Source organism: Cohnella phaseoli (assembly GCF_003386235.1).
Classification (GTDB): Bacteria; Bacillota; Bacilli; order Paenibacillales; family Paenibacillaceae; genus Cohnella; species Cohnella phaseoli.
This window is the reverse complement of sequence record NZ_QRDZ01000010.1, coordinates 170,198-191,207: the sequence shown is the minus strand read 5'-3', so window position 1 is coordinate 191,207 and position 21,010 is coordinate 170,198. Positions and strand designations below refer to the sequence as shown.

Sequence of the window (21,010 nt, the reverse complement as noted above, 5' to 3'; positions counted from 1 at the left end):
CCTCTGCTTCTTGGCAGCACATCGGCTCGCCAACGTGACAGGAATGTAACCTTCCATCGCCCGATTGTCATCACAATCAAGCGACCCTCTCCGAACGATCCTTTACAATGGGTCTGTACGAACGGCTTGTACCTCATACAGGCATTCCAACTTCGAGGGAGAGGATTAGATTGAACCAAAATAAAACAAGGACCCGCCGCACGTATGGCCTCCTCGCCGCTCTTCTGGCGCTGAGTCTTGCCGGGGAAACCGGCGTGCAGGCGCAGACGCAGCCAGCTGCGAATACATCTGCCGCCGCGAGCCAATCTGCTATCCCGGGCGGAGCCGTCGCGGGAGCCTATGCGAACGGACCGCGGGATGCCGGGGAAGTCGAGGCGTTTCTCGATGCTTTCTTCGCTCGGGATGCCGTCAAACAAAGAGCCGGAGCCGTCGCAGTATCCGTCGTCCAAGACGGAAAAACGCTCGTCTCCAAAGGCTACGGCATTGTCGACCAGGCCTCGCAATCGCCGGTAGACGCCGACCGCACCGTTTTTCGAATAGCCTCCGTTTCCAAAGTCTTTACGGCAGTCGCCGCCCTGCAGCTCGTCGAACAAGGAAAAATTGCGCTCAAGGACAATATTGAACCATACTTGGACGGATACAAAATAACCAATCCGTTCGGCAAGCCCGTCACAATCGAACATTTGCTCACCCATACAACGGGCTTCGAGGCGCGAGAGCCTTCCGATGCCAGCTATGTGACCGATCCTTCCCTCAAGCCCGTTTCGTTAAAAGAAAGCATCTTCGAGGTATTCCCTCCTGTCGTACGCGAGCCCGGCACATCGTATATGTACGATAATTTTGCGTCGAGACTGCTTGGCTACATCGTCCAGCAAGCAAGCGGGCAGCCCTTCGGAAGTTATGTGCAGCAGCATATATTCGAGCCGCTCGGCATGACCTCCAGCAGCTTCGCCTTGACGAAAGAGCTGGCCGACCGAATGGCGGTTTCCTACGACCCGGCGAACGATGCGCTCCCGCTGTACGACTTATCGCCGCGCGAGTGGCCCGAGGGAAGCATGCTATCGACAGCCTCCGATATGGCCTTGTTTATGCGAGTCTTCCTGAACGGCGGGCGCACGGCCGACGGCAAGACGATCCTTTCGCCGGAATCGGTGAAGGCCATGTCGACCTATCGGGTGTCCATCCATCCGGCTATGCCGGACATGACCTACGGCTTTGAATCGCCTGTCGAACCGGCCAAAGCCATCGGCGAACGAGTCATCTCCAAAGGCGGCGATATTCTCGGCTTCAGTTCGCTGCTATGGCTGCTGCCCGACCGCAGAACGGGCGTCTTCGTCACGTACAACGCCAACGACGATTTACGCAGCGAGCTGTTCGCCGCGTTCATGGATCATTATTACGCCGACCGTCAAACGACCTTCAAACAGGAAGGCTTCAAACCTCAATCGAAGGCGGCTCTTGCCAGGTTCGAAGGCTTGTACTCCGATTTGCGGGTCAAGTTTCTGACCCGGGTCGAAGCGGCGGGCGACGGCAGCCTGACAGTAAGCGACATCACCGGCAGCCATTCGTTGAAGCAGGCGAGCAAGCTGTTGTTCGTGGACGAGCTGGGGAATCCGCTTGCCTTTAAGCAAGCGGTCGACGGCCGCATCACAGACCTGAAATACTTGAATTTGTTCAGCTACGCGGCTAAATTGCCGGAGGTTCGCCGAAGCTTTCCGGACATCGCGGCCGATCATCCTTACGCCCCCTACATTTCTGCTCTGCAATCGCTCGGCTTGCTGCAAGACGATCCGACCAAGTCTTTCGAGCCGCAGCAATTCGTCACGCGGGGAGCCTTTATCCATGCGTTTAACGCCATATGGGGCATTCAACCGTCCTCTCATCCGTCGTCGTTCACAGACATAGACGGCTCACCTTATCGAGGAGATGTGCAAGCCGCCTTGGAGTCCGGTCTGGTGAGCGGAACGAGCAACGGCTTGTTCGAACCGAACCGCCCGATTCGCCGCGAAGAAGCAGCCGTGATCTCCTTCCGTTTGCTGGCGGGCAATGGAATTCGGGTGCCGAACGCCAGCGTCCCGCTTGCACCCGGTACGTCGGAATGGGCGGTCGAGGCGGTCAGTTCCGTCGTAAGCTGGAAGCTGCACGGACCGGAAACGGTCGAATCGAAGGGGACGACCGATTATGGCTCGAAGCGGGCATTGAACAAGCAGGAGATGGCGGCGCTCCTATTCGCGATGCTGCTGCCCAGCGAATAGACCGAACCGGAATACAGGGAAGCCACGGGAGTGGTTTCCTTATTTTTTTTCGTGCGAATCATTGATAATATAGGAATGTCGATGCCGCTGGCAGTCGGGAAGGAGCTGGGGTCATAATGGATATGAACATCTTTATTATCGAGGACGATGCCGCCATTTTTCGGTCGTTGAAAGAACGATTGGAGCAATGGTCCTTTCGCGTCTCGGGGCCGGACCGGTTTGACGATGTGATGAGCGCGTTGATTGCCGCACAGCCCCAATTGGTCATCATCGATATTCAGCTTCCGATGTACGACGGCTTTCACTGGTGCCGCGAAATTCGAACGATATCGACAGTGCCGATTCTGTTCCTGTCCTCGCGCGATCATCCTCTGGATATGGTGATGGCGATGAATATGGGAGCGGACGATTACATTCAGAAGCCGTTTCACATGGACGTGCTGATGGCCCGGATTCAGGCGATTCTGCGCAGAACGTACGCCTACGGGGACGAAGCGGCCGATCTGCTTGAATGGAACGGCGCCATCCTCGAGATGAACCGCGGTCTGATCCGCAAGGACGGTCACGAGGTCATGCTAACCAAGAATGAGTTCTTCATCCTCGCCGTGCTCGTCAAAGCGAAGGATACGATTATCTCCCGTCATGACTTGATTCGCAAGCTGTGGGATGACGAACGTTTTGTCAATGACAACACGCTGACGGCGAATATGACCCGACTTCGCCAGAAGTTGGCGGCTATCCATCTGGAGGATGCCATCGTAACGAAGAAAGGGCTTGGCTACATGGCGGCTACGCTATGAGGGAGAGCGACTTGTTACTCCGTTATATAGCTGACAGAATCAGCTGGATTGTTTATTACCTGCTTAGCTTGCTCTTCGCAGATTTGTTGATCTGGCTGGACAACGGCATTGCAATTCGGGCCGAGTCGCTGCTTTATTTGAACCTGCTGCTCCTGTTGTCCATGATCGTCTTTCTTGGATGGCGTTATCGTAAAGAAACGGCCTATGCGCGGTCGCTGGAGAAACTGGCCGACGAGATGGCGGAAGATTGGACGGACGCGCTGCCACCTGCCCGCTTTCATCACGAAGCGGCAACTCATCGGCTGCTGCTCGCCGCAGGGCAATTGCATCGGCAGCAGCTTGCGGACAGCCGCACGGCGCGTAGGTTGGAACAGGAGTATGTCGCCGCCTGGGTGCATGAAGCGAAAGCGCCGTTGACCGCCATGAAATTAACGATTGACGCTAACCGAAGCCTTCCGGTCATCCGCACCGTCGAATCGGAATGGCTGCGGATTCATCTGCTCATCGACCAGCAGCTCTATATTTCGCGCTTGCCGACGCTGGAGACGGATTTCGTACTGGAGAAAGCGGGCATCCAGCAGCTTGTCGCCCTGGAGGTCCGCGAGCTAACCTCCTGGTGTATGGAAAAGAACATAGCCGTCGAGTTTGAAGGAGACGAGGCTTACGTAGCAACCGACCGCAAGTGGTGCCGGTTCGTCATTCGGCAATTGCTTACCAACGCGGTTAAATACAGTCCTCAGGGGGGAATAATCCTGGTGACGACAACCGTCTCGCCGAACGGCCACGTTCGTTTAACGATCAAAGACGAAGGTCCGGGCATGGCCGACCATGACTTGCCGCGCATTTTCGATAGAGGGTTTACCGGAGACAATGGAAGACTGCAGAATGCCGCGACCGGACTCGGACTCTACTTGGCGCAGACGGTGGCGAGCAAGCTCGGGATTCATTTGGCGGTGCGGTCCGCGCTGCATGAAGGTACGGAGATGGACATGGTCTTCGCTTCGCCCCATGCCTTCGGAGAAATTCGGACATGACGGCCTCCATTATGACAAGATTGTCACCTTAACTCTCCCGCTTGTCATCTGTTCCGAGCGACGGGCGCAATCCGATTCCCTACAATGAAGGATAGATCAGAGCGGGAGGTTATCATCTATGAGTGCTAACGATATTCAAAAAACCGTGCTGCATGCGCAGCAAGTCCGTAAATCGTACGGATACCGAGGCAATGTCCAGCAGGTGCTGAAGGGCATTGACCTAAGGGTGATGGAAGGGGAATTCGTCGGAATTATGGGCCCTTCCGGCTCGGGGAAATCGACGTTAATCAATGTGCTGGCGACGATCGATAAGGCGACGGAAGGAAAAATCGTCGTCGAGAATTCCGATATCTCGAAGATAAAGAGTACCGAATTAGCCGGGTTTCGACGCAACAGACTCGGGTTTATCTTTCAGGATTACAATTTGCTGGACACCCTGACAGTCAAAGAAAACGTCATGCTCCCCGTCTCGCTCGGCAAGTCGAACCGAGCGGCAGCGGAGGGCGCATTTCAGGAGATGGCCTCGCAGCTCGGCATTCTGGACATCGCTCATCGGTATCCGCATGAAATTTCCGGCGGCCAGCGGCAGCGAACGTCCGCGGCGCGGGCGTTGATCCATAAGCCGGCTATCGTCTTCGCGGACGAGCCGACAGGCGCGCTCGATTCGAAGGCCGCCTCCTCGCTGCTCGGCACGATGGAGCAATTGAATCGGAATCGCCGCATTACGATCATGATGGTAACGCATGACCCGGTCGCGTCAAGCTACTGCAGCCGCGTCGTATTTTTGAAGGACGGCTTGCTTTATTCCGAGCTGTATCGCGGCAGCAAAACGCGGCAAGCTTTTTTTAACGACATCATGAATGTTCAAGCCGTGCTCGGAGGTGACCACATTGACGTTGTTTGAACTGGTCATTCGCAGCATGCGCAAAAATATGAAGCAGTACTATTTGTACTTTTTTGCGCTTATGATGAGCACGACTCTGTACTTCGTGTTTGCCGCCTTGCAGAACGATACGTCCGTCCTGGCCGCAACCTTCGGAGACGTCCAATTTGCCTCGCTATTCCAGGCGTCGGGAGTGTTGCTGCTTGCGATCGTCGCCATCTTCATGCTCTATGCCAGCCGCATTTTTCTGAACAGGCGCAGCAGGGAAATCGGCCTTTACCAACTCATAGGCTTAACTCGCAACAAGGTCTCGCTGCTGCTTATGAGCGAGAACATCCTACTCGGGCTGGGGGCGCTGTCGCTCGGGATAGTCGTCGGCGCGCTGATGTCGCGGCTTTTCTTGCTCATTCTGATGAAGCTGATCGGGATCCAGGGCGTTGTTTCGCTTACCTTCTCCCTCTCGGCTGCCCTTCAAACCGTCTACGTGTTCGCCGCGCTGATCGGACTTACCCTCCTTCAAATGCTGTACCATGTGTATCGCGCGACGCTGCTCGAACTGTTCAATGCGGATCGGCAAAGCGACCATCCGCGACAGCAAAGCCAGGCGTTGTCCGCCGCGATGGGACTGCTCGGCCTAGCGTTAATCGCGGCCGGTTACTGGTTGTCCGGCAAGCCGTCCGGCGACCGCCTGCTCCTGCAAATCGCGATCGTACTCTCCTCCACCATTCTTGGAACCTATTTGCTGTTTCGCGTGACGATTGGCTGGTTGTTCGACCGATATAGACGGAGCAAAAACGGACAGCTCGGATTGAAAAACAGCTTAGCGCTGGCCCCGATTATGCATCGGTTGAAAGCGAACGCGAATTCGCTTACCCTGATTACCGTCCTGTCCGCCATGACGCTGACGATGGTCTCTATCGCCTACTCGCTTTACTATTCAGCGGAGAAAGAATCCCGAGCTATGCTGCCGTACGATTTCATCTTCGAAAATAACGTGCAAGCAGCCGGTGCGTTCCATGCCGATCTGGAGAAGGCGGGGATTGCCTTTCTTCAAAACCCGCTTGAGGCGCTCCGGCTGGAAGGCGTTATCGGCAACGAGAAAGCGGCTGGAAGCAGCAGCCTCCTGCTGCTTCCAGCAGAACGATTGCAGCAGAGCGGAGTCGATGTTGTCATGCCGCAGCAAGGCGAAGCGATCTGGTACAAAGGACAGCGGAAAGCGCTGGACGAGAAGACGGACGAGTCGGCTTTCCCGCTCACGGTCGAATTGGAAGACGGCCTTGGCATTCAAGTTGCGAGCAGCGTGGATCGTTATGCCATGAACTTTAGCGTGAGCGGCCGTCAGTTGGTTGTGCCGACGGCGACTTTGCAAAGTATTCGCAGCCAACTGCCCCTAAACTCGGATGCATTCGTCACTCTGGACGCGTACCGGATTGCGGAGAAGGGCGATCTCGCAGCGGCATCGGAGCTGTATGCCAAGCACATAAAGGCAGAGAAATCCGGGTCCGACTTTTACGTCTATTCCCAGGCATCGCTCCGAAAATTCGGACTGATGATTTTTACGGCGGGCTTTCTCGGCCTTATTTTCCTGATCGCGACAGGCAGTATCTTGTACTTCAAGCAGATGACGGAGGCGGAGCAGGAGAAGCAAAGCTTTACGATTCTGCGGCAGCTCGGGTTCGGCGAACGTGAAATTATGGGCGGCATTCTCCGCAAGCAGCTGTTCGTGTTCGCGATTCCGCTGGCAATCGGACTTGTCCATTCCATCTTTGCCGTCAAGACAGCCGCGGCGCTGACATTGTCAAATATCGCTTTTCCAGCCGCCGTCGCCATGGCCGTCTACACGCTCATCTACTTCACGTTCGCCGCCCTCACCGCAGGATATTATCGGCGGATTGTCGGTTCGGCGTTGTTCCGTCCATAATGGAAGGAATAACGTGGCGTGTTTTGCCACTTATCACGTTATTGTAACAGGGGAACATGATTCTCAAAAATATCCGAATTACGAAACAGTTCTACCGGGGTCATATTGGCATACTTGCGGAACTCCCGGTACATATGGGATTGATCATAGTATCCGCTGGAGAGAGCCATATCCACACTCGGGTTTACCTGCTCTTGCCTAATCATTCGAAATGCAAGCCGGAATCGCGCAATGCTTCCATAATTTTTAGGCGTCAGTCCTACCTCTTCCTTGAACACACGAATAAATCGTTCCGTACTCAGATTGGCCATGTCGGCGATCTCGGCAATGGAAGGCGCGGTCGTGGGGGAACGCTCGAACATTTGCAGCGCATAAGCTACGGCTGGATGTCCTTTCGGATCCCTCATTTTCTTCTCCAGACCTTGCAGCAAGTATTGCTCAACGATTTGAAACCGTTCCTCCGCCCTAGAAGTCTCTTGCAGCCTTTCCCGTAAGTCCGCCACTCGGGAAGATCGGCCCAAACCATACTCAAGAGGCATGTCGACATCCCGTAGCGAGCCTACCAGATTACCGAGAAAAGGCTGCGCCCCTCCCGGTTTGAATTGAATGCCCATACAGGATTCTTGGCATACCGTGTCCAGGTAGTAGTAGGACGACCGCGGACCAGCGATAATACTGCCGGGCAGAAACATAGGACGATCCATCCGATTACTCTCAAACACTCGGATCCGATCCTCTTTAAGATTAATAATCCATGCCAAAGAGGCATCGGGAAGTTTCAATTCAAATCGATGGCTGGGGTGGTAGCCTTCGCATATCCACAACTTATCAATCCATTTTGCTAAAATAGGTCCGGGTTTGCGAGCATAAAATTTCAAGCAATCCCCTCCTAGACTTAAAAGAATACCGATGCCAAGATTATACCAGCTAATTCTACGAAATGAAGATCAACTTTGTACAATACGTTCCGATTTGGACAGGGCTATACTGATTAGGAAACGATAATTCATTAAAATTGAGGAGGACAGGCAATGACAACAACTTATAGACCGCAAGGATATTCCACTGTTACACCGTATTTCATCGTCGCAGGAGCAGATCGATTTATTGAATTTCTTAAAAATTGCTTTGATGCCGAGGAGCTGGAGAAGCATACCCGGCCCGACGGAAGCATTCAACATGCCGCGCTTCGCATCGGAGACTCCATCATAGAGATCGGCGGAGGAACGAATAAGGATTTTCCGCCGATGAAAAGTGCGATCCATCTCTTTGTGGAAGATGCGGACGAAGTGTACAACCGGGCTTTGCAAGCGGGAGCGCGTTCCTTGTACGAACCGCAAGATCATGATTATGGGGAACGCTCGGGAGGCGTGGAGGACCCTTTCGGAAACCATTGGTATATCGCCACGAATATTAGCAGGTAATCGTTCGTAAATGGGCGCCCGTGCTGAGCGTACTACGCAAAAGAGACCTGGAATCTCTGGATTCCAGGTCTCTTTTCAAGTCTTGACATTAGCATGATGTGAACTCGAACTACCGTCTTTTCCACCTAGTTTCCTATCCGTACACATATTATTCATCCATCTCAATCTCTACACAAATCTCGCGTTGATTTTCTTCGGTGGGCAATGTAACCCTCCACTCTTTATCAGAGACATTAGCAAATCTCGTACTCAAGCCGTCTACCAACACTTGTTTTACCCGTTTTGGGAGACGAAGGGTAAGCTCCGTTCCGCACTTCAGTCCAGTCATAGGAACGATCAACATCTGCAACTTATTCGAATGGCTGATCTTTACTTGACGGATAAATCCAGCGTTGAGGTCGAGGTCGCAAATTTTTGAATTCCAGCCGCAATACCAAGATACATTTCGTCCTACAGCTTGATACGGCGTTATGACCCAGACTGTCTTACTATCTAAGCCTTCAATCTCACACAGGAAGCCTATATTTTGCGCATCAGATTGGAGGTATGCGAAGGATCGTAAGCCGAGCAGCATTCCGAACAGACTCAGCCCCGCATCTCCTGTACAAGTATGATCTCCATAATTTGATGACTCCTGTTGCCAGCAATAACTCATGCTCGCCCTTCCATCCGGGTGAATTTTGGCGGCAGCTCCTAGAAGGCCTCCATATATCGCTGACAAAATAGCAGGTGTTGGCTGCAGCGTACCCTGGCGAATGTGCAGCATCAGAGCAGTTGAATTTAGCGAGCTGGTGTAGTGGTGGCAGGTTTCAGCAAAATCAACTCCCGCATCCCACCAGCGAATATCGCTTCCATTCCACCACCAGATCGGTTGATTTCCGCGTGCTGCCAACATTACATCGACTATTTCCCGTGAGCATGTCGCTTCATTGAAAAAGTGAGAAAAATAAGCCACGCATTCATAGCCGGTGTTATCATAAGCACATTCCGAACCATACGGAACATCGCCCTGAAACAGCAAGCTTCCCTGCTGCCTGACCTTCATCATTAGCGTATAAAAAGGCTCGGCCCAATCTTCACGCCCCAGAGCGTTCATGATTTCAAAGATACGCTGCCCCCCCATTAACCCTGCGATTAGGTCCAGCGGGCGGGAAACCTCATACATCTTTATAAGCGTTTCATAGGCAAGCTTCAAATACTCGGCTGATGCCTTGCGGGTCAGTTCATACAGCTTGCCAATCTGATACATCGAATAATAAAGGTTGGCAACATGCATATAATTGTAGGCCCTTGTGGTGCTAAAGCCATCACACCACCATATGACCTCGTTCGTTTCGGGATTTTGCAGGTATCTTCTTACATAACGATCGATATAGTCCTCTAGCTGCCGAATCTGTCGCTCGTTTGGAAATCTGACGTTTTTCTCTGCTGCGAATATGGCGTCTGTAATCCCCCCTTCATAAGAGCCGTTCCCCCAGATGCTCTCTTCCTTTACATACAAACCTTCTCCGGCCATATCGTCAAAACCGTTAATCGTATAAGGGAGTATAGCTCCATTCAAGACATGGCCGTCCTGCTGCAGGACCTGCTTATCCATAATGAAGCTTGCCCTTATCTCCAGCAGCCCTTCCAAATCTTCCGTTATCCGAAATACAATTTGAGCCGACTTGCCGTTATCGTTAACCACTCTAAGCGTATGGGTTCCCGCCTCAAGGAATGATATGCTCCAAGTTTTCCCATCCGCTGTCGACTCTTCCTTGTAGACTTCCACCATCGGATGATCGGTGAGCGTAAGTTCGCCTGTCCCGACGGCCGATAATTCGAACCTCATAGCTGCAGGTCCGGATAAGGCCGGTAATGCAGCCATAAGTATTTCTCTATTATCTAGCATAATTTCTCGAATGGCTTCCTTATTCGGGATAAACCCAAGTCCAATCTGATAGGACGCAGATTGCCCGCCAGCGAGCACAGCCGATGTAATCTCCTGGTTCTCCCACAATGGCTTAAATCCGTTACGGGTCAAGTAACCTTTAGCATGTAGGAACAGATAGCTGCTTCCCGGCCAAGAATGATTTTTGATTCCGGGTCTAACCAGATCAATTGTCCCTGGATATCGGGAAGCATGTTCAAATCTCGTCCCCGCTAGTGGAATGCAATACAGTACAGGAGACGCGCCATTCAGCTTCTCCACTAATTGGTAACCGTTCGTGCCGCCTGGATACAGATGCTCGTAGACTTTGTGATCGTACAGATAGCGCTGGTTAAACCGCCATGGAGAGTAATCGTTGTTCACCGGCAGCGACAGAGCGAGTTCCTCTATCTCGATTTCGGATACTTCTACCTTATGCAGAATTTCGATTGAAACGGTAATCCGTTCCCGATCGGACTTGATTTGCTTAACTATTCGAAGATGCTCTCCTTCATGGATAAATTCCCCTTCCATACCAGCGGGTTGAAAGCTGATCCAATCCCTGTAGGAGGCGTCATTTCCCATTACCTTATATGCGATGAAAACCGCCGTATATCCGTTAACCTGATTGCTCTCGCCTGAGTCAATTAAAGGGAGCTCAGATGGGCCGGCTACATAGCTCGAGCCGTTGGGGGTCGTTGGATCGGCGAGGAAAGCGATCTCTCCTCTTGAGTTAATTTCAATTCGCGGACTTTGCGGCTGGGCCGGATTATTCATGTATAAGGTCATCTCCTTGGCCATTCAAGCTGTCTAATCATATAAAGTAACGAACCCTAGCTGGGGATTCCAGCTATAAGTCGATGAAAGCGGGAATACAATCTTTAGATATTTGGTTCCTGCAGGCAAGGCTCTGCTATCATAAACGATTTTGTCCCAATTAAAAGTCCCCCCGGCAGTAACCTCGCTCGCAGGCGTAAAAGCTGTATAGACAACATTATCCGGCGAGGTATAGAAGGTGAAGTTCAACGTCGCTTCGCCCGGCCAACTCCAGCCCCATGCCACAAAGCGATTGATGCCGCCAGCTAGGTGATAGATGAGTTGCTCCTGCAAATTGGTTGTTCTTGTTAATCTCGACCAGTCTCCGCTAAAAAAAGAAGTATTCGTGGTATCCAAAAATAAATTGCTGCTGCGGCTAAAGATCTTGGTATCATTATCAAGCGAATCGATGTCAAAACGCACATTGATACCATCCGACGGTCGCAACTCAAAGTCATCGCCGTTGCTAAATGCGCCTGAGCCTGCAGCGGCAGATTCGAAAGACAGCGTAGCGCTGCTCATTCCTGAAGGTATTGTAAAATCAATTTTTAATCTGGTCCAATACGTATTGGAAGTGGAGACCGAGACATCGGGTCCACCGAATCCCGAAGCCCGAATTGATCCTGCGGCTCCTCCTCCAGCGCGTACATATCCAGTGAAGCTGTATCTACCTGGAAGAAGTCCGGCCAGAGTCTGAGAGAAGCTTCCGCCACCATTCCATGAATTAATGGTCGCTACATGCTCGCCGCTATGCGCAGTAGATGTTGCTTCGCGCGTTACACTACCAGATCCGACCCAGTGCTCGGGAACTTCGCCTTCAAAACTGCCATTCAATAAAGTAGGGGTTCGCACAATTTCAAAATCATCTGCATTCACCCATGTGCCCGTCATATGTGCCCCTTTTAAGTATATCGTTGCACTTGAAACTCCTGCCGGTATCGTGAACGTTACGGATGCCGTTCTATAATCTGCAGATTTGACTTCCTGGGAGTAATCCTTAAAGCCATCGAAATTCTTGACCCCAACATAAGCTGAATTGCTGCCTGACGTCCGCACATGCGCCCTGAGTAAATAGTTTCCCGGCGATAGCCCGGACACCGTTTGGGTAATCTCGCTATCAACAAAAGCTGTGTTTAACGAGACCAGATAGTCCCCTGTGTTGGACCATAAAGGCGTATGGTCAATGGTGACATTACCGCTTGTTGTCCAGCCAGTGGCGCTCCCGTCCTCAAATCCACCGTTGTCGATTGGGTTGACTATCGTTGTCGTCGTTATTCCGCCTGTCTCCTGATTAACCGTCAACATGGAATTAGGAGTAAACTCGTCGGCCCCGCGCATCGTCAATGCCATGACACTCCTGGGGAGCAAGGGAATATTAAGATCCCTTCCGCGATACGCAAGCGCTTGATTTGCATGGATGCCTTCCGGGTTGGAGGCACTCCATTGAAATTCATGAAATATCGTACCGTCGGCAATACCCAGACTGCTTAGATCAAGGTCGACCTGCTTCTCCTCAAAGTCGTCGTTGACCAGGTAAATTGTCCATAACCCATCTGTTCCTTTTAGCGGGGCCGTAAATACCCTCGGCTGGCTCCCTGCACCCGATACGCTAAAGTCATAAACGTTGGAGCCCCGGGTAAGATATCTAGAAAGCACAGCTCCCGAATAGTATGAAGCCCCATTAATTTTAAAGTTAGAATCCGACGGATCATAAATAATAGGCCTGAATACGGTGTTGAAAGGCAGGGTTGCCTGCGTTGTTGAAGTTAAGTTCCACCTCATGATCCCATCCACACCTTCTGACAGTGCCCTTACAGTCATCTCCGCGCTATAGAGCCCACCATCAACCACAGCAGAGGCATCTTCGACATAGGCGGCGCCATACCCCGTATTAGCGACTTCGGTCAGGAAAAAAGGGGGAGCCGTTTTTCCCTTAGAATTGTAAGTCGATTCTACAGACGACCGAATATCTTTAATGGTATCCAAAACCGTGCTCAACTTATTGTAATTCCTACTGTCATCGAAGGTTCTCGTATCGTAATCGAACCAATCTTCATAGTCATGAAAAGCTACCTGATCTACGACTTGTCCGAACCGCTGGGTACCCGGCACTGGATCAAGGACATACGTTTTAGTATTATTGCCGAACCGTTCAATCCAGCTCGTCTCCGGACCTACGATGCCTACGTCGTCCCGCACCCCCGCGTTCGTTAGAGCTGCCGCAGTTTCCGCGTACATAGGCCAAAACGAATTCGTGCCCGTTGTGGCATCTTCCGGATAACGGGCTGTAGGTGAAACATAATTCCAATCCGGTTCATTCCACAAGGATACATACTTGATGTTCGTGTAGTTCTTTGTATTCCTTAAATAAGAAATGGCATGAGCCACAGCTTCTGCAAATTTGGCAGTGTCATAGGGATGGTCGTTAAACTCCGTACTATCCGGATCTGTTCCCCCGTTACGCGTAACCTCAGACCACCAAAAATTATCCGGGCTCTGGCTAGCCGCCCACCAGTTCGCCCAAATAACATTCGCGCCCATAGCCTGAAAAGCATCTAACTGTTTATAATGGTTCTTCATCCAATTTGTATCAAAATCATAGGTGCCATAGCTTGGTGACCACTGAGGGAGAGCCGCTCCGTATCGAATAATTTGCGGTTTAAGAAATTTAACGATATTGTTATAACGGTTCCACTCTGAAGTGCTCCAAATTACCTCCCCATCTATCTTATTTTCACCCGACCATATATTTTCCGCATTCCAGCCAATTCCCTCAGCAATAACCGCTTTAACCGAATTGTTTACAGTAATTTTAATCGCGTCCGAATCGGAAGCAAGTGCCTTTTCGGGTTGCGTCAGTAAGCCTTGCAAAGTTCCGGAGATAAGCGCCACAATCACGATGCTGATAAATTTTTTCCGTTTCGCCAATTTATTCACATCCTTTGGTATAATAAATCTCTTCTACCCCTTAACGCTTCCTGCCAATGCCTCAACAAAGAACTTCTGAAATTTGAGATATATGATAATAATCGGGACTGAAGTCATTAGGATAGCAGCAAACATGTAATTGTACTCCACAGAATAAGACCCGCGGAATTCCAACAACCCGATAGGGATCGTATATAATTCTTTGTTTTTGAGTAAAATCAACGGCCCAAGCAAGCTATTCCAATTGCTCACAAATGCAAATATTCCCAAACTCGCTAAAGCGGGCTTGACTAGCGGAAGCAGGATGTGGAGCAAGTGCTGTCTGTCATTGCATCCATCTATTGTCGCGGCTTCATTAATTTCCTTGGGTAGCGTCTTCAGAAAGCCTAGCAGGATAAACACGTTAAATGGAAGACTTGCCGTCGCTCCCATAAGGATGGGTCCCAAGAGGGTGTTATAAATATCAAGCTTCTGATACAACTGAATTAAAGTTACAAGTCCTACACCTGGAATCAGCATGCTACTAATAATTACGGCATATAAGACTGTGCCGATCAACCGATTCGTCAGCTTATAGAGGCAAAATGATACAATAACGGTATTAAGTAAAGACAGGAAAACAGCTGAACCTGTTACAATGATGCTGTTCAAGCTGTATTGAGCGATATTTCCCCGTATAAAAGCTTCGACGAAATTGTTGAACACCGGTACTGCAGGCAATCCCAACGGATTGACCGATATCTCTCCGACTCCCTTTAAAGAAGTTACAACGACAAAATAAAGGGGCGCAATTAGAAATAACGCGTAGATATATACGCTTATCGAACCCCAATTGGCTTGAACTCGTCTCTTTCTCAACCCGGTTCTCTCCTTAACTAATCGAATCTTCCACTTTCTTGGTGACGACAAACTGTATCAGGAAAATCACGAATAGGACTGCTCCAAGAAGAACGCCGATCGCAGACGGAATCCCCATGTTTGAACCTGCAAGCCCTCTGTATATGCTCACTGCCCAAGTGTCGTAATCATTTGCATAACCACTGGAGCCCAGAAGAAAGATATAATCAAATGTCATAGCTCCGGTAAGAATAGTAAGCAGCCCAATCCTTAGCAAAGTCGGCATAAGTAAAGGAAAAGTGATTCTCTTAAACTGCTTCGCAGCAGTTGCGCCTTCCACTTGGGCAGCTTCGTATAATTGCTGCGGAATGCCCTGCAAAGCAGCAGTCAGCAAGGTCAGAGGATACCCGATATTTGCCCAAATGTGCACCAATACGACCAGGAAGACAGCCCTTGCAGGTTCTCCTAGCCAGTAATACGATTCGAAACCGCCGAATCCCATCGCCCCTAGCAGTTGGTTTAGCATACCTAGATTGGGGTCGAAGATATAACCCCAAGTCAAACCCACCATTACCGATGAAAAGACCAGCGGCAGAAAAAAGAAAGTCCTGAAAAACCGATTTTGGCCCGTGTTTCGTTTCAATGCGATCGCAAGCAGCACGGCAAGGACTGTCTGCACCGCCAGTAGGAAGAAGACGTAAAGCACCGTGTTTTTAAGCCCCTCGCTAAACCCGGTACTGTTAAAGAACATCTCGAAGTTCTGCCACCCGACAAACAATTTATTGGACGAATAACCGTTCCACTTGTAGAAGGCCATAGGAATAACTTCAAGATGCGGCCATACGGCCAAGACAAACCAACAGATAAGCCCCGGAAGCATTATCAGCACATACTTAGTCGCAGATAATGTTCCTCTCAACCTGCTTCGCACAGATTCAACACTCCTTTCAACAAACGCATGATGCAGGCCATAAGATTAGCCTGCACCACACGGCAGCAGTTATTTCACATTCTTCAGGTCAGCCTTCTTCAACACTTCCTCGAATTTTGCAATTTCCGCATCAACATCCGCGCCCTTAAACAAGATGTTGACCTTCAAGTCATCAAAGGCCTTCTGGTAAATCTCTACATTAGGCGTGTTAACAATCGGTATTACATTTACGCCCTTCTCCATTTGGGCAGCTAAGATGTCTGCGCCAGTAAATGCAGCATTCACATTTTTTACGGAGGTGGTCATCTTAGCCTTGTTCGCATAGATCTCGGCATTCTCAGCAGATGCTAGGAAGTTAACCCATTTCTTCGCTGCTTCGATGTGCTTGGACTTTGCGAATACGGTAGAGATTTGGGCGGGCTCAGCATAGCCTATATCCGTTCCATCAAGCGTTGGTACTGGGAAGATGCCAACATCGATACCTGGGTAATCCGCTTCCTTCGTGCCGAATGTCCATGTCCCCATCAGTACCATCGGTGCTTTGCCCTGTGCCAGCAGCGATAGTGATTGCGGATAACCTATGCCGTCGGAATTGGTAAACAACAATTGCTGTTTATTGTATTCGGAAAGAGTTTTGAGGGCGGTATAAACGCCGTCAACTTCCTTGATCGTGGTAAGCGCGCCGCTATCAATTCCTTCTATAAAGCTCTTGTAAGCTTCCGGACCCATAAGCTCATTAGCAATCGCGTTGAAAATCCATACCCCTTTCAAGTCTCCTCCTGCGTAGGCGATTCCGCCCTCGCCGCCCTCTTTAAGCGTTTTCATAATTCGGATAAAATCGTTCCAGTCTTTCGGTGCTTCCAGGCTATATTTCGCAAATATTTCTTTGTTATAGATCATGCTGATTAAATTAATCGCATGATTAAAACCATATATTTTTCCGTCAACTGTCGTTAACGCCTTCGGGCCTTCCTGGTAATTTTTTACAAAGATTTCATTAGAAAGATCCGCTAACATTCCCTCTTTAACAAAGGTTATGTAGTCTGTATTGGGGTGTACATCGAACACATCCGGCGCTTTCCCGGATGAAAGATTAGCCTTAAGCGTCTGGTAATAGGCGTTCGTATCCTTGTTCGTTTCAAACTTTACCGTTATTAAAGGATTTTCGTCTTGAAACTTCGCGATTAATTCCGCAAATATCTGTTCATCCTCAGCCCGATACGTTGAATAAGTAATGACAATAGGCTCGTCGTTGTTCGCAGAGCTAGAAACACTTCCTTCAGGCGTTTGTGTAGACGGACTGCCATTCGAATTATTGCTGCTGCAAGCAGCCAATACAACTAGCAAAAGCGAGACTAATACGAAATTGACCCATTTTACTTGTCGTTTTTTTGCAATCATTGTCATGCTCCTCTAAATTTATTTTACTTCTAACTCCCCAATCCATATTCGAAAGCGTTTTCTATGTTGCTAGAACCACCCCCTAGTTAATTATTCAAACTGGTATTAAATGCATGATATATTTATAACATCCTTATAACAACTTGTAAACTGCTATTTATATAAGAAATTCCGAATAAAATTGCAATTAATTATGTACACAAACGGACAAAAGTTGTATATTTGTAATAAACTTTATATCTACTAGGAGTGAACTTAGTATGTCCAGGCCATCTCCAAGAGTCCCCTTATATACACAAATTAGAAAATACATCCAGGATCAGATTCAGCAAAAGCTGTGGCTCCCTGGTGAAAGAATCCCATCGGAAAGCGAACTGGTTAATCAATTCGGCGTTAGTCGAATTACGGTAAAAAATGCCTTATCGGAGCTTATTGAAGAAGGCTTGATTTTTCGAGTGCAAGGTAGAGGCTCCTTCGTCTCTAAGGATGTTTCCGGTGAACCATCCATTTATCTTTCCCCAGCGAAAACGAATAAGAAAAAACCACTTATTGCTTTTCTCATGCCCCGACTAGACAATTTATTTACAGCGCAATTACTAAGCGGCGTTGAGAAGGAAATTACAAAACAAGGTTACCGACTTTTATTTTGCCGGACGGAAGATTCGCTGAAAATGGAGAAGGAGACGCTGCGAGAGGTCATTCAACAAGATGTTAAAGGCATTATTATTTTTCCGGTTGAGGGGGAGACCTATAACGAAGAGATTTTGCGACTCACCTTAAGTGAATTCCCTCTTGTCGTGGTTGATCGCTATTTGAGAGGAATTGAAACAAACTGTGTTTGTTCAAACAATATAGAGGGTGCCCATGAAGCGACATCCCACCTCATTTCTTTAGGACATACGAGAATCGGCTTCGTTTCAACGGTTTATCACGGAACAACCAGCATTGAAGACCGCCTGAGCGGCTATGAGAAGGCATTGGCCGACCATCAAATTGCGATTGACCGCGGACTTCAGCTTGATCATTTCGACAACAAACAAATGAACCATATACTCAACCAAGGGATTGTGGATGAGGCCATTAAGCTGGAAATTAAAGAGTTCCTGCAAAAAAATCGTGAAATGACAGCCCTGTTCGCAATAAATTCTGCTGTTGGGCTGTCGATTATCGAAACCGCAACCGAGATGGGAATTCGGGTACCTGAGGACCTGTCAGTTGTGTTCTTTGATAATTTCGAATTATCGGCACTATCAAGAATCCCCCCCACATGCGTTAGCCAGCAAGAAGAAGAGTTGGGAGGAGAAGCCGTCAAGCTGCTTCAATCGATTATTAAGAACCCCAAACAGGAGCGCAGGATGGTTTTACTTCCAACAAAGCTTATTGTTAGAAAGTCGACGGGATCTTGCAATGCTAATCTGCGATCTAAATAACAACGGATAGGTGGAATTTGCCGAAAATCATAGAAGATGCGGCACTCTGCCCCCTCCTTGCCACGATTCTTCAATCCCTCTGTCCGATACACCGATTTAACAATAAAAAACCCTTCCCAACATCGAAGCTCTTGTTAGGAAGGGATCTTAAATTTTTTAAATCAAATCCGATGTTTGCAAAAGTCTTTGAATAATAGTTGCAACTTCAGCACGGGTGATGTGCGCTTTCGGCGCAAGCTTGGCTGCGCTTCGTCCAGATACAAGGCCGGCCTGCACGCTGTCTGCAACGCTGCTGAGTGCCCAGGCGGATACGTTGGACGAATCTTCAAACGGACGAAGCGTTGCCTCTTCGGCTTGAGCGGACAGCTTGGCCTTCAGTCCGGTAATCGTCATCGCTCTGGCGAGAATCGTCATGGCCTGTTCTCGAGTAAGCTTGTCGTTCGGTCGGAACGTGCCGTCCTCAAACCCTCCAATCAGTTGATACGCATAGGCCGTGTTAATCGCGCTGCTGAACCAATCCGACGTTGTCACGTCAGAGAACGCCGTTGGCCCCTTTTCCAGCTTCAATCCCAATCCGCGTACGACGATGGCTGCAAACTCGGCTCGGGTGATATCGCGATCGGGACTGAACAGATTGCCGCCCGTACCGTCAATGACCATCCGCGATCCCATATCGTTAACGGCAGCTTTCGCCCAGTGATTGGCGACATCCAGGAACTCGAGCGGATGCCAGACGACGGAGTAAGTGCTGTTGGTCAAGCTGTTGATCTGCGCGTAATACTGGCCATCGATGACCGTAATCTTGGTCGGTACGTGGCGAACCGTTCCATCCGGATCGACCACGACGCCTGTCGTAATCTTGTTCGGGTCGACTCCGGCCGGGATGGCGATCGTTCTCTCCACATAGGCGTTAAACTTCGATACTTCAACGCTCGTATTTCCGTATATGGCTCTAATCGTAAAATCCAGCGGCGGAACCATAATCGTGAACGTGCCTTTAACTGCCGCATTCTCCACAATCTTCGATGTATCCGCGGTAGGCGCGGCGATTTCGATCTGCACCTTGATGTCTTGCAGGGCGATCGATTTGCCCAGTTTATCCGCGATATCGCCAATTTGAATTTGTTGTGCAGGAATCGTATACGTCGCTTCATTCGTCTTGATCGCAACGATAGCCTGCTTATTTTCCATGCTTTTAACCATCTGACCGTTGAGCTCGCCAATCACGACATCCGACTTCGTATGGACCGGAATCGTAACAACGGCTCCTTGCCCTTCCGCCGCAAGTTTATCCTCCAGCTTCTTCTGGTCGACGAGAATCGTCGTGACGCTCTGATTGTTTCGTTTGCTTGTTGCGGCGGTTCCGGCATTTTCTACTTTACCGTTTACCAGTATGTCTACTCCCTTATTGGTTGTCTCCGGTGTCGCGGAAGCAGGGGGAGAAGAAGTACCGCTCTCTCCGCTTGACGACGACCTCGGTACGACGGAATTCGATTCTACAGAGGAGGAGCTTTTACCTGCTGTCGTAATCGCCTTTACCGTGAAGGTGTAGCTCGTCCCGTTGCTTAAACCCGTTACGACAATCGGACTTGACGAACCGTATACGACCACATTTCCCGGAGCTGCCGTCACCTCGTATCCTGTAATCGGATTTCCGCCGTCGTCAGTCGGAGGCGTAAACGTAACGGTAGCTCTTCCGTCCCCCGCAACTGCCGTCACATTCGTCGGCGCTTGCGGAACTTTGGCCGGAGTCGCGCTTGCCTCATTCGACATTGCGCTCAAACCGCCTGCGTTGCCGGCCTTCACCGTAAAGTAATAGGTCGTACCGTTAATCAAGTTCTGAACGCTGTAGGTAGCAGACGTGACCGTCACCGCTTCGCTCTCGTTATATTGGCCTGGTGCCGTCGCAATATAGAGATTGTAATACGTCGCACCCGTTACCGTATTCCAATTGAGATTAACCTGGCGATCGGCTCCGACAGCAACCAGGTTTTGCGGATTGGCAGGAGCGTTCGGCAAGTTGACGGATTGCGTGACGGTAAAGGTGACAGGCGTCATCTGATCCGCCGCTACCGTAACCGTTGCCGTGTAGGTTCCTGCCGTCAAGCCGTCTCTTGCATGGATATCAAAGCTTGTCGATGCGCCACTTGTTAAAGAATTAGAGTCTAACTGGGTCATCATGAAATCATTGGCATTCGTACCGCTCACCATTACGGACAGGTTGTTCAAGCCGACGTTACCTGTATTCAAAATCGTGATAGATTTACTATCCTGCGTGCCTGAAACGTAACCTTGAGTAAGCGCCGTTAGCGTCTGATTCCCGATTGCTGCGATGGAATAGACAGGAGCTTCGGTAACTGTAATGACGGCTTCTCCCGTCTTGCTGCCATCAAAATTCGAAGTAGCGGTAATCGTATAATTCTTCGGCGTTGCGTCCGCTG

14 protein-coding genes are annotated in these 21,010 nt (G+C 50.0%); 7 read left to right on the top strand and 7 right to left on the bottom strand.

Translation table 11 applies throughout. From position 1 onward, the window contains the following. Positions 1 to 170 precede the first annotated feature (170 nt). From DFP98_RS14760 to DFP98_RS14740, 5 genes are all read left to right on the top strand, one after another. Entirely contained in the window at positions 171 to 2,255 is a 2,085-nt protein-coding gene (locus tag DFP98_RS14760; protein ID WP_181917701.1) for a serine hydrolase domain-containing protein, read from the top strand. 116 nt (positions 2,256 to 2,371) lie between these two features. Beyond that, a complete protein-coding gene (locus tag DFP98_RS14755; RefSeq protein ID WP_116061374.1) occupies positions 2,372 to 3,055 on the top strand; it encodes a response regulator transcription factor in 684 nt (227 codons plus the stop codon). Between the two features lie 11 nt (positions 3,056 to 3,066). Continuing rightward, the gene (locus DFP98_RS14750; RefSeq protein WP_246016537.1) at positions 3,067 to 4,089 is read left to right on the top strand and encodes a sensor histidine kinase; all 1,023 of its coding nucleotides are present in this window, start codon (positions 3,067 to 3,069) and stop codon (positions 4,087 to 4,089) included. A 118-nt stretch (positions 4,090 to 4,207) separates the two neighbouring features. Beyond that, positions 4,208 to 4,993 (top strand): ABC transporter ATP-binding protein, encoded by a 786-nt coding sequence (locus DFP98_RS14745; RefSeq protein WP_116061372.1) that lies wholly within the window; start codon positions 4,208 to 4,210, stop codon positions 4,991 to 4,993. Next, positions 4,980 to 6,893: an ABC transporter permease gene (locus tag DFP98_RS14740; protein ID WP_116061371.1), complete on the top strand. Its 1,914-nt coding sequence runs from the start codon at positions 4,980 to 4,982 to the stop codon at positions 6,891 to 6,893. Before DFP98_RS14745 ends, DFP98_RS14740 begins: the two co-directional genes overlap by 14 nt. 38 nt (positions 6,894 to 6,931) lie before the next feature. Here the strand turns inward: DFP98_RS14740 and DFP98_RS14735 are convergent, their stop codons facing one another. Continuing rightward, entirely contained in the window at positions 6,932 to 7,771 is an 840-nt protein-coding gene (locus tag DFP98_RS14735; protein WP_116061370.1) for a helix-turn-helix domain-containing protein, read from the bottom strand. A gap of 153 nt (positions 7,772 to 7,924) precedes the next feature. Here DFP98_RS14735 and DFP98_RS14730 point away from each other — a divergent pair, with 153 nt between their 5' ends. Further along, complete coding sequence (locus DFP98_RS14730; RefSeq protein ID WP_116061369.1) at positions 7,925 to 8,317, top strand: VOC family protein; 393 nt, start codon at positions 7,925 to 7,927, stop codon at positions 8,315 to 8,317. Positions 8,318 to 8,465: 148 nt separating this feature from the next. On the opposite strand, the gene DFP98_RS14725 is transcribed toward DFP98_RS14730, so the two are convergent. The 5 genes from DFP98_RS14725 to DFP98_RS14705 all read right to left on the bottom strand — a co-directional run bounded on the left by DFP98_RS14725 (position 8,466) and on the right by DFP98_RS14705 (position 17,139). Then, positions 8,466 to 11,003 (bottom strand): DUF5695 domain-containing protein, encoded by a 2,538-nt coding sequence (locus tag DFP98_RS14725; protein ID WP_116061368.1) that lies wholly within the window; start codon positions 11,001 to 11,003, stop codon positions 8,466 to 8,468. A gap of 33 nt (positions 11,004 to 11,036) precedes the next feature. Then, complete coding sequence (locus tag DFP98_RS14720; RefSeq protein ID WP_116061367.1) at positions 11,037 to 13,970, bottom strand: hypothetical protein; 2,934 nt, start codon at positions 13,968 to 13,970, stop codon at positions 11,037 to 11,039. 33 nt (positions 13,971 to 14,003) lie between these two features. Further along, entirely contained in the window at positions 14,004 to 14,828 is an 825-nt protein-coding gene (locus tag DFP98_RS14715) for a carbohydrate ABC transporter permease (RefSeq protein WP_116061366.1), read from the bottom strand. 13 nt (positions 14,829 to 14,841) lie between these two features. Further along, positions 14,842 to 15,738, bottom strand: coding sequence for a carbohydrate ABC transporter permease (locus tag DFP98_RS14710; protein WP_220377106.1), 897 nt, complete (start codon positions 15,736 to 15,738; stop codon positions 14,842 to 14,844). A 69-nt stretch (positions 15,739 to 15,807) separates the two neighbouring features. Further along, entirely contained in the window at positions 15,808 to 17,139 is a 1,332-nt protein-coding gene (locus tag DFP98_RS14705) for an ABC transporter substrate-binding protein (protein WP_181917700.1), read from the bottom strand. A gap of 260 nt (positions 17,140 to 17,399) precedes the next feature. On the opposite strand from DFP98_RS14705, the gene DFP98_RS14700 reads away from it, so the two are divergent. Continuing rightward, the gene (locus DFP98_RS14700; RefSeq protein WP_116061363.1) at positions 17,400 to 18,569 is read left to right on the top strand and encodes a GntR family transcriptional regulator; all 1,170 of its coding nucleotides are present in this window, start codon (positions 17,400 to 17,402) and stop codon (positions 18,567 to 18,569) included. 156 nt (positions 18,570 to 18,725) lie between these two features. On the opposite strand, the gene DFP98_RS39065 is transcribed toward DFP98_RS14700, so the two are convergent. After that, positions 18,726 to 21,010: S-layer homology domain-containing protein (locus tag DFP98_RS39065; RefSeq protein ID WP_116061362.1), on the bottom strand; the 2,285-nt coding region annotated here is incomplete at its 5' end.

Bases quoted from the DNA above. Each gene is read 5' to 3' on its own strand.
- DFP98_RS14755 (WP_116061374.1), top strand. From the start codon at position 2,372: ATGGATATGAACATCTTTATTATCGAGGACGATGCCGCCATTTTTCGG.
- DFP98_RS14700 (WP_116061363.1), top strand. From the start codon at position 17,400: ATGTCCAGGCCATCTCCAAGAGTCCCCTTATATACACAAATTAGAAAA.
- DFP98_RS14730 (WP_116061369.1), top strand. From the start codon at position 7,925: ATGACAACAACTTATAGACCGCAAGGATATTCCACTGTTACACCGTAT.
- DFP98_RS14705 (WP_181917700.1), bottom strand. From the start codon at position 17,139: ATGATTGCAAAAAAACGACAAGTAAAATGGGTCAATTTCGTATTAGTC.
- DFP98_RS14725 (WP_116061368.1), bottom strand. From the start codon at position 11,003: ATGAATAATCCGGCCCAGCCGCAAAGTCCGCGAATTGAAATTAACTCA.
- DFP98_RS14745 (WP_116061372.1), top strand. From the start codon at position 4,208: ATGAGTGCTAACGATATTCAAAAAACCGTGCTGCATGCGCAGCAAGTC.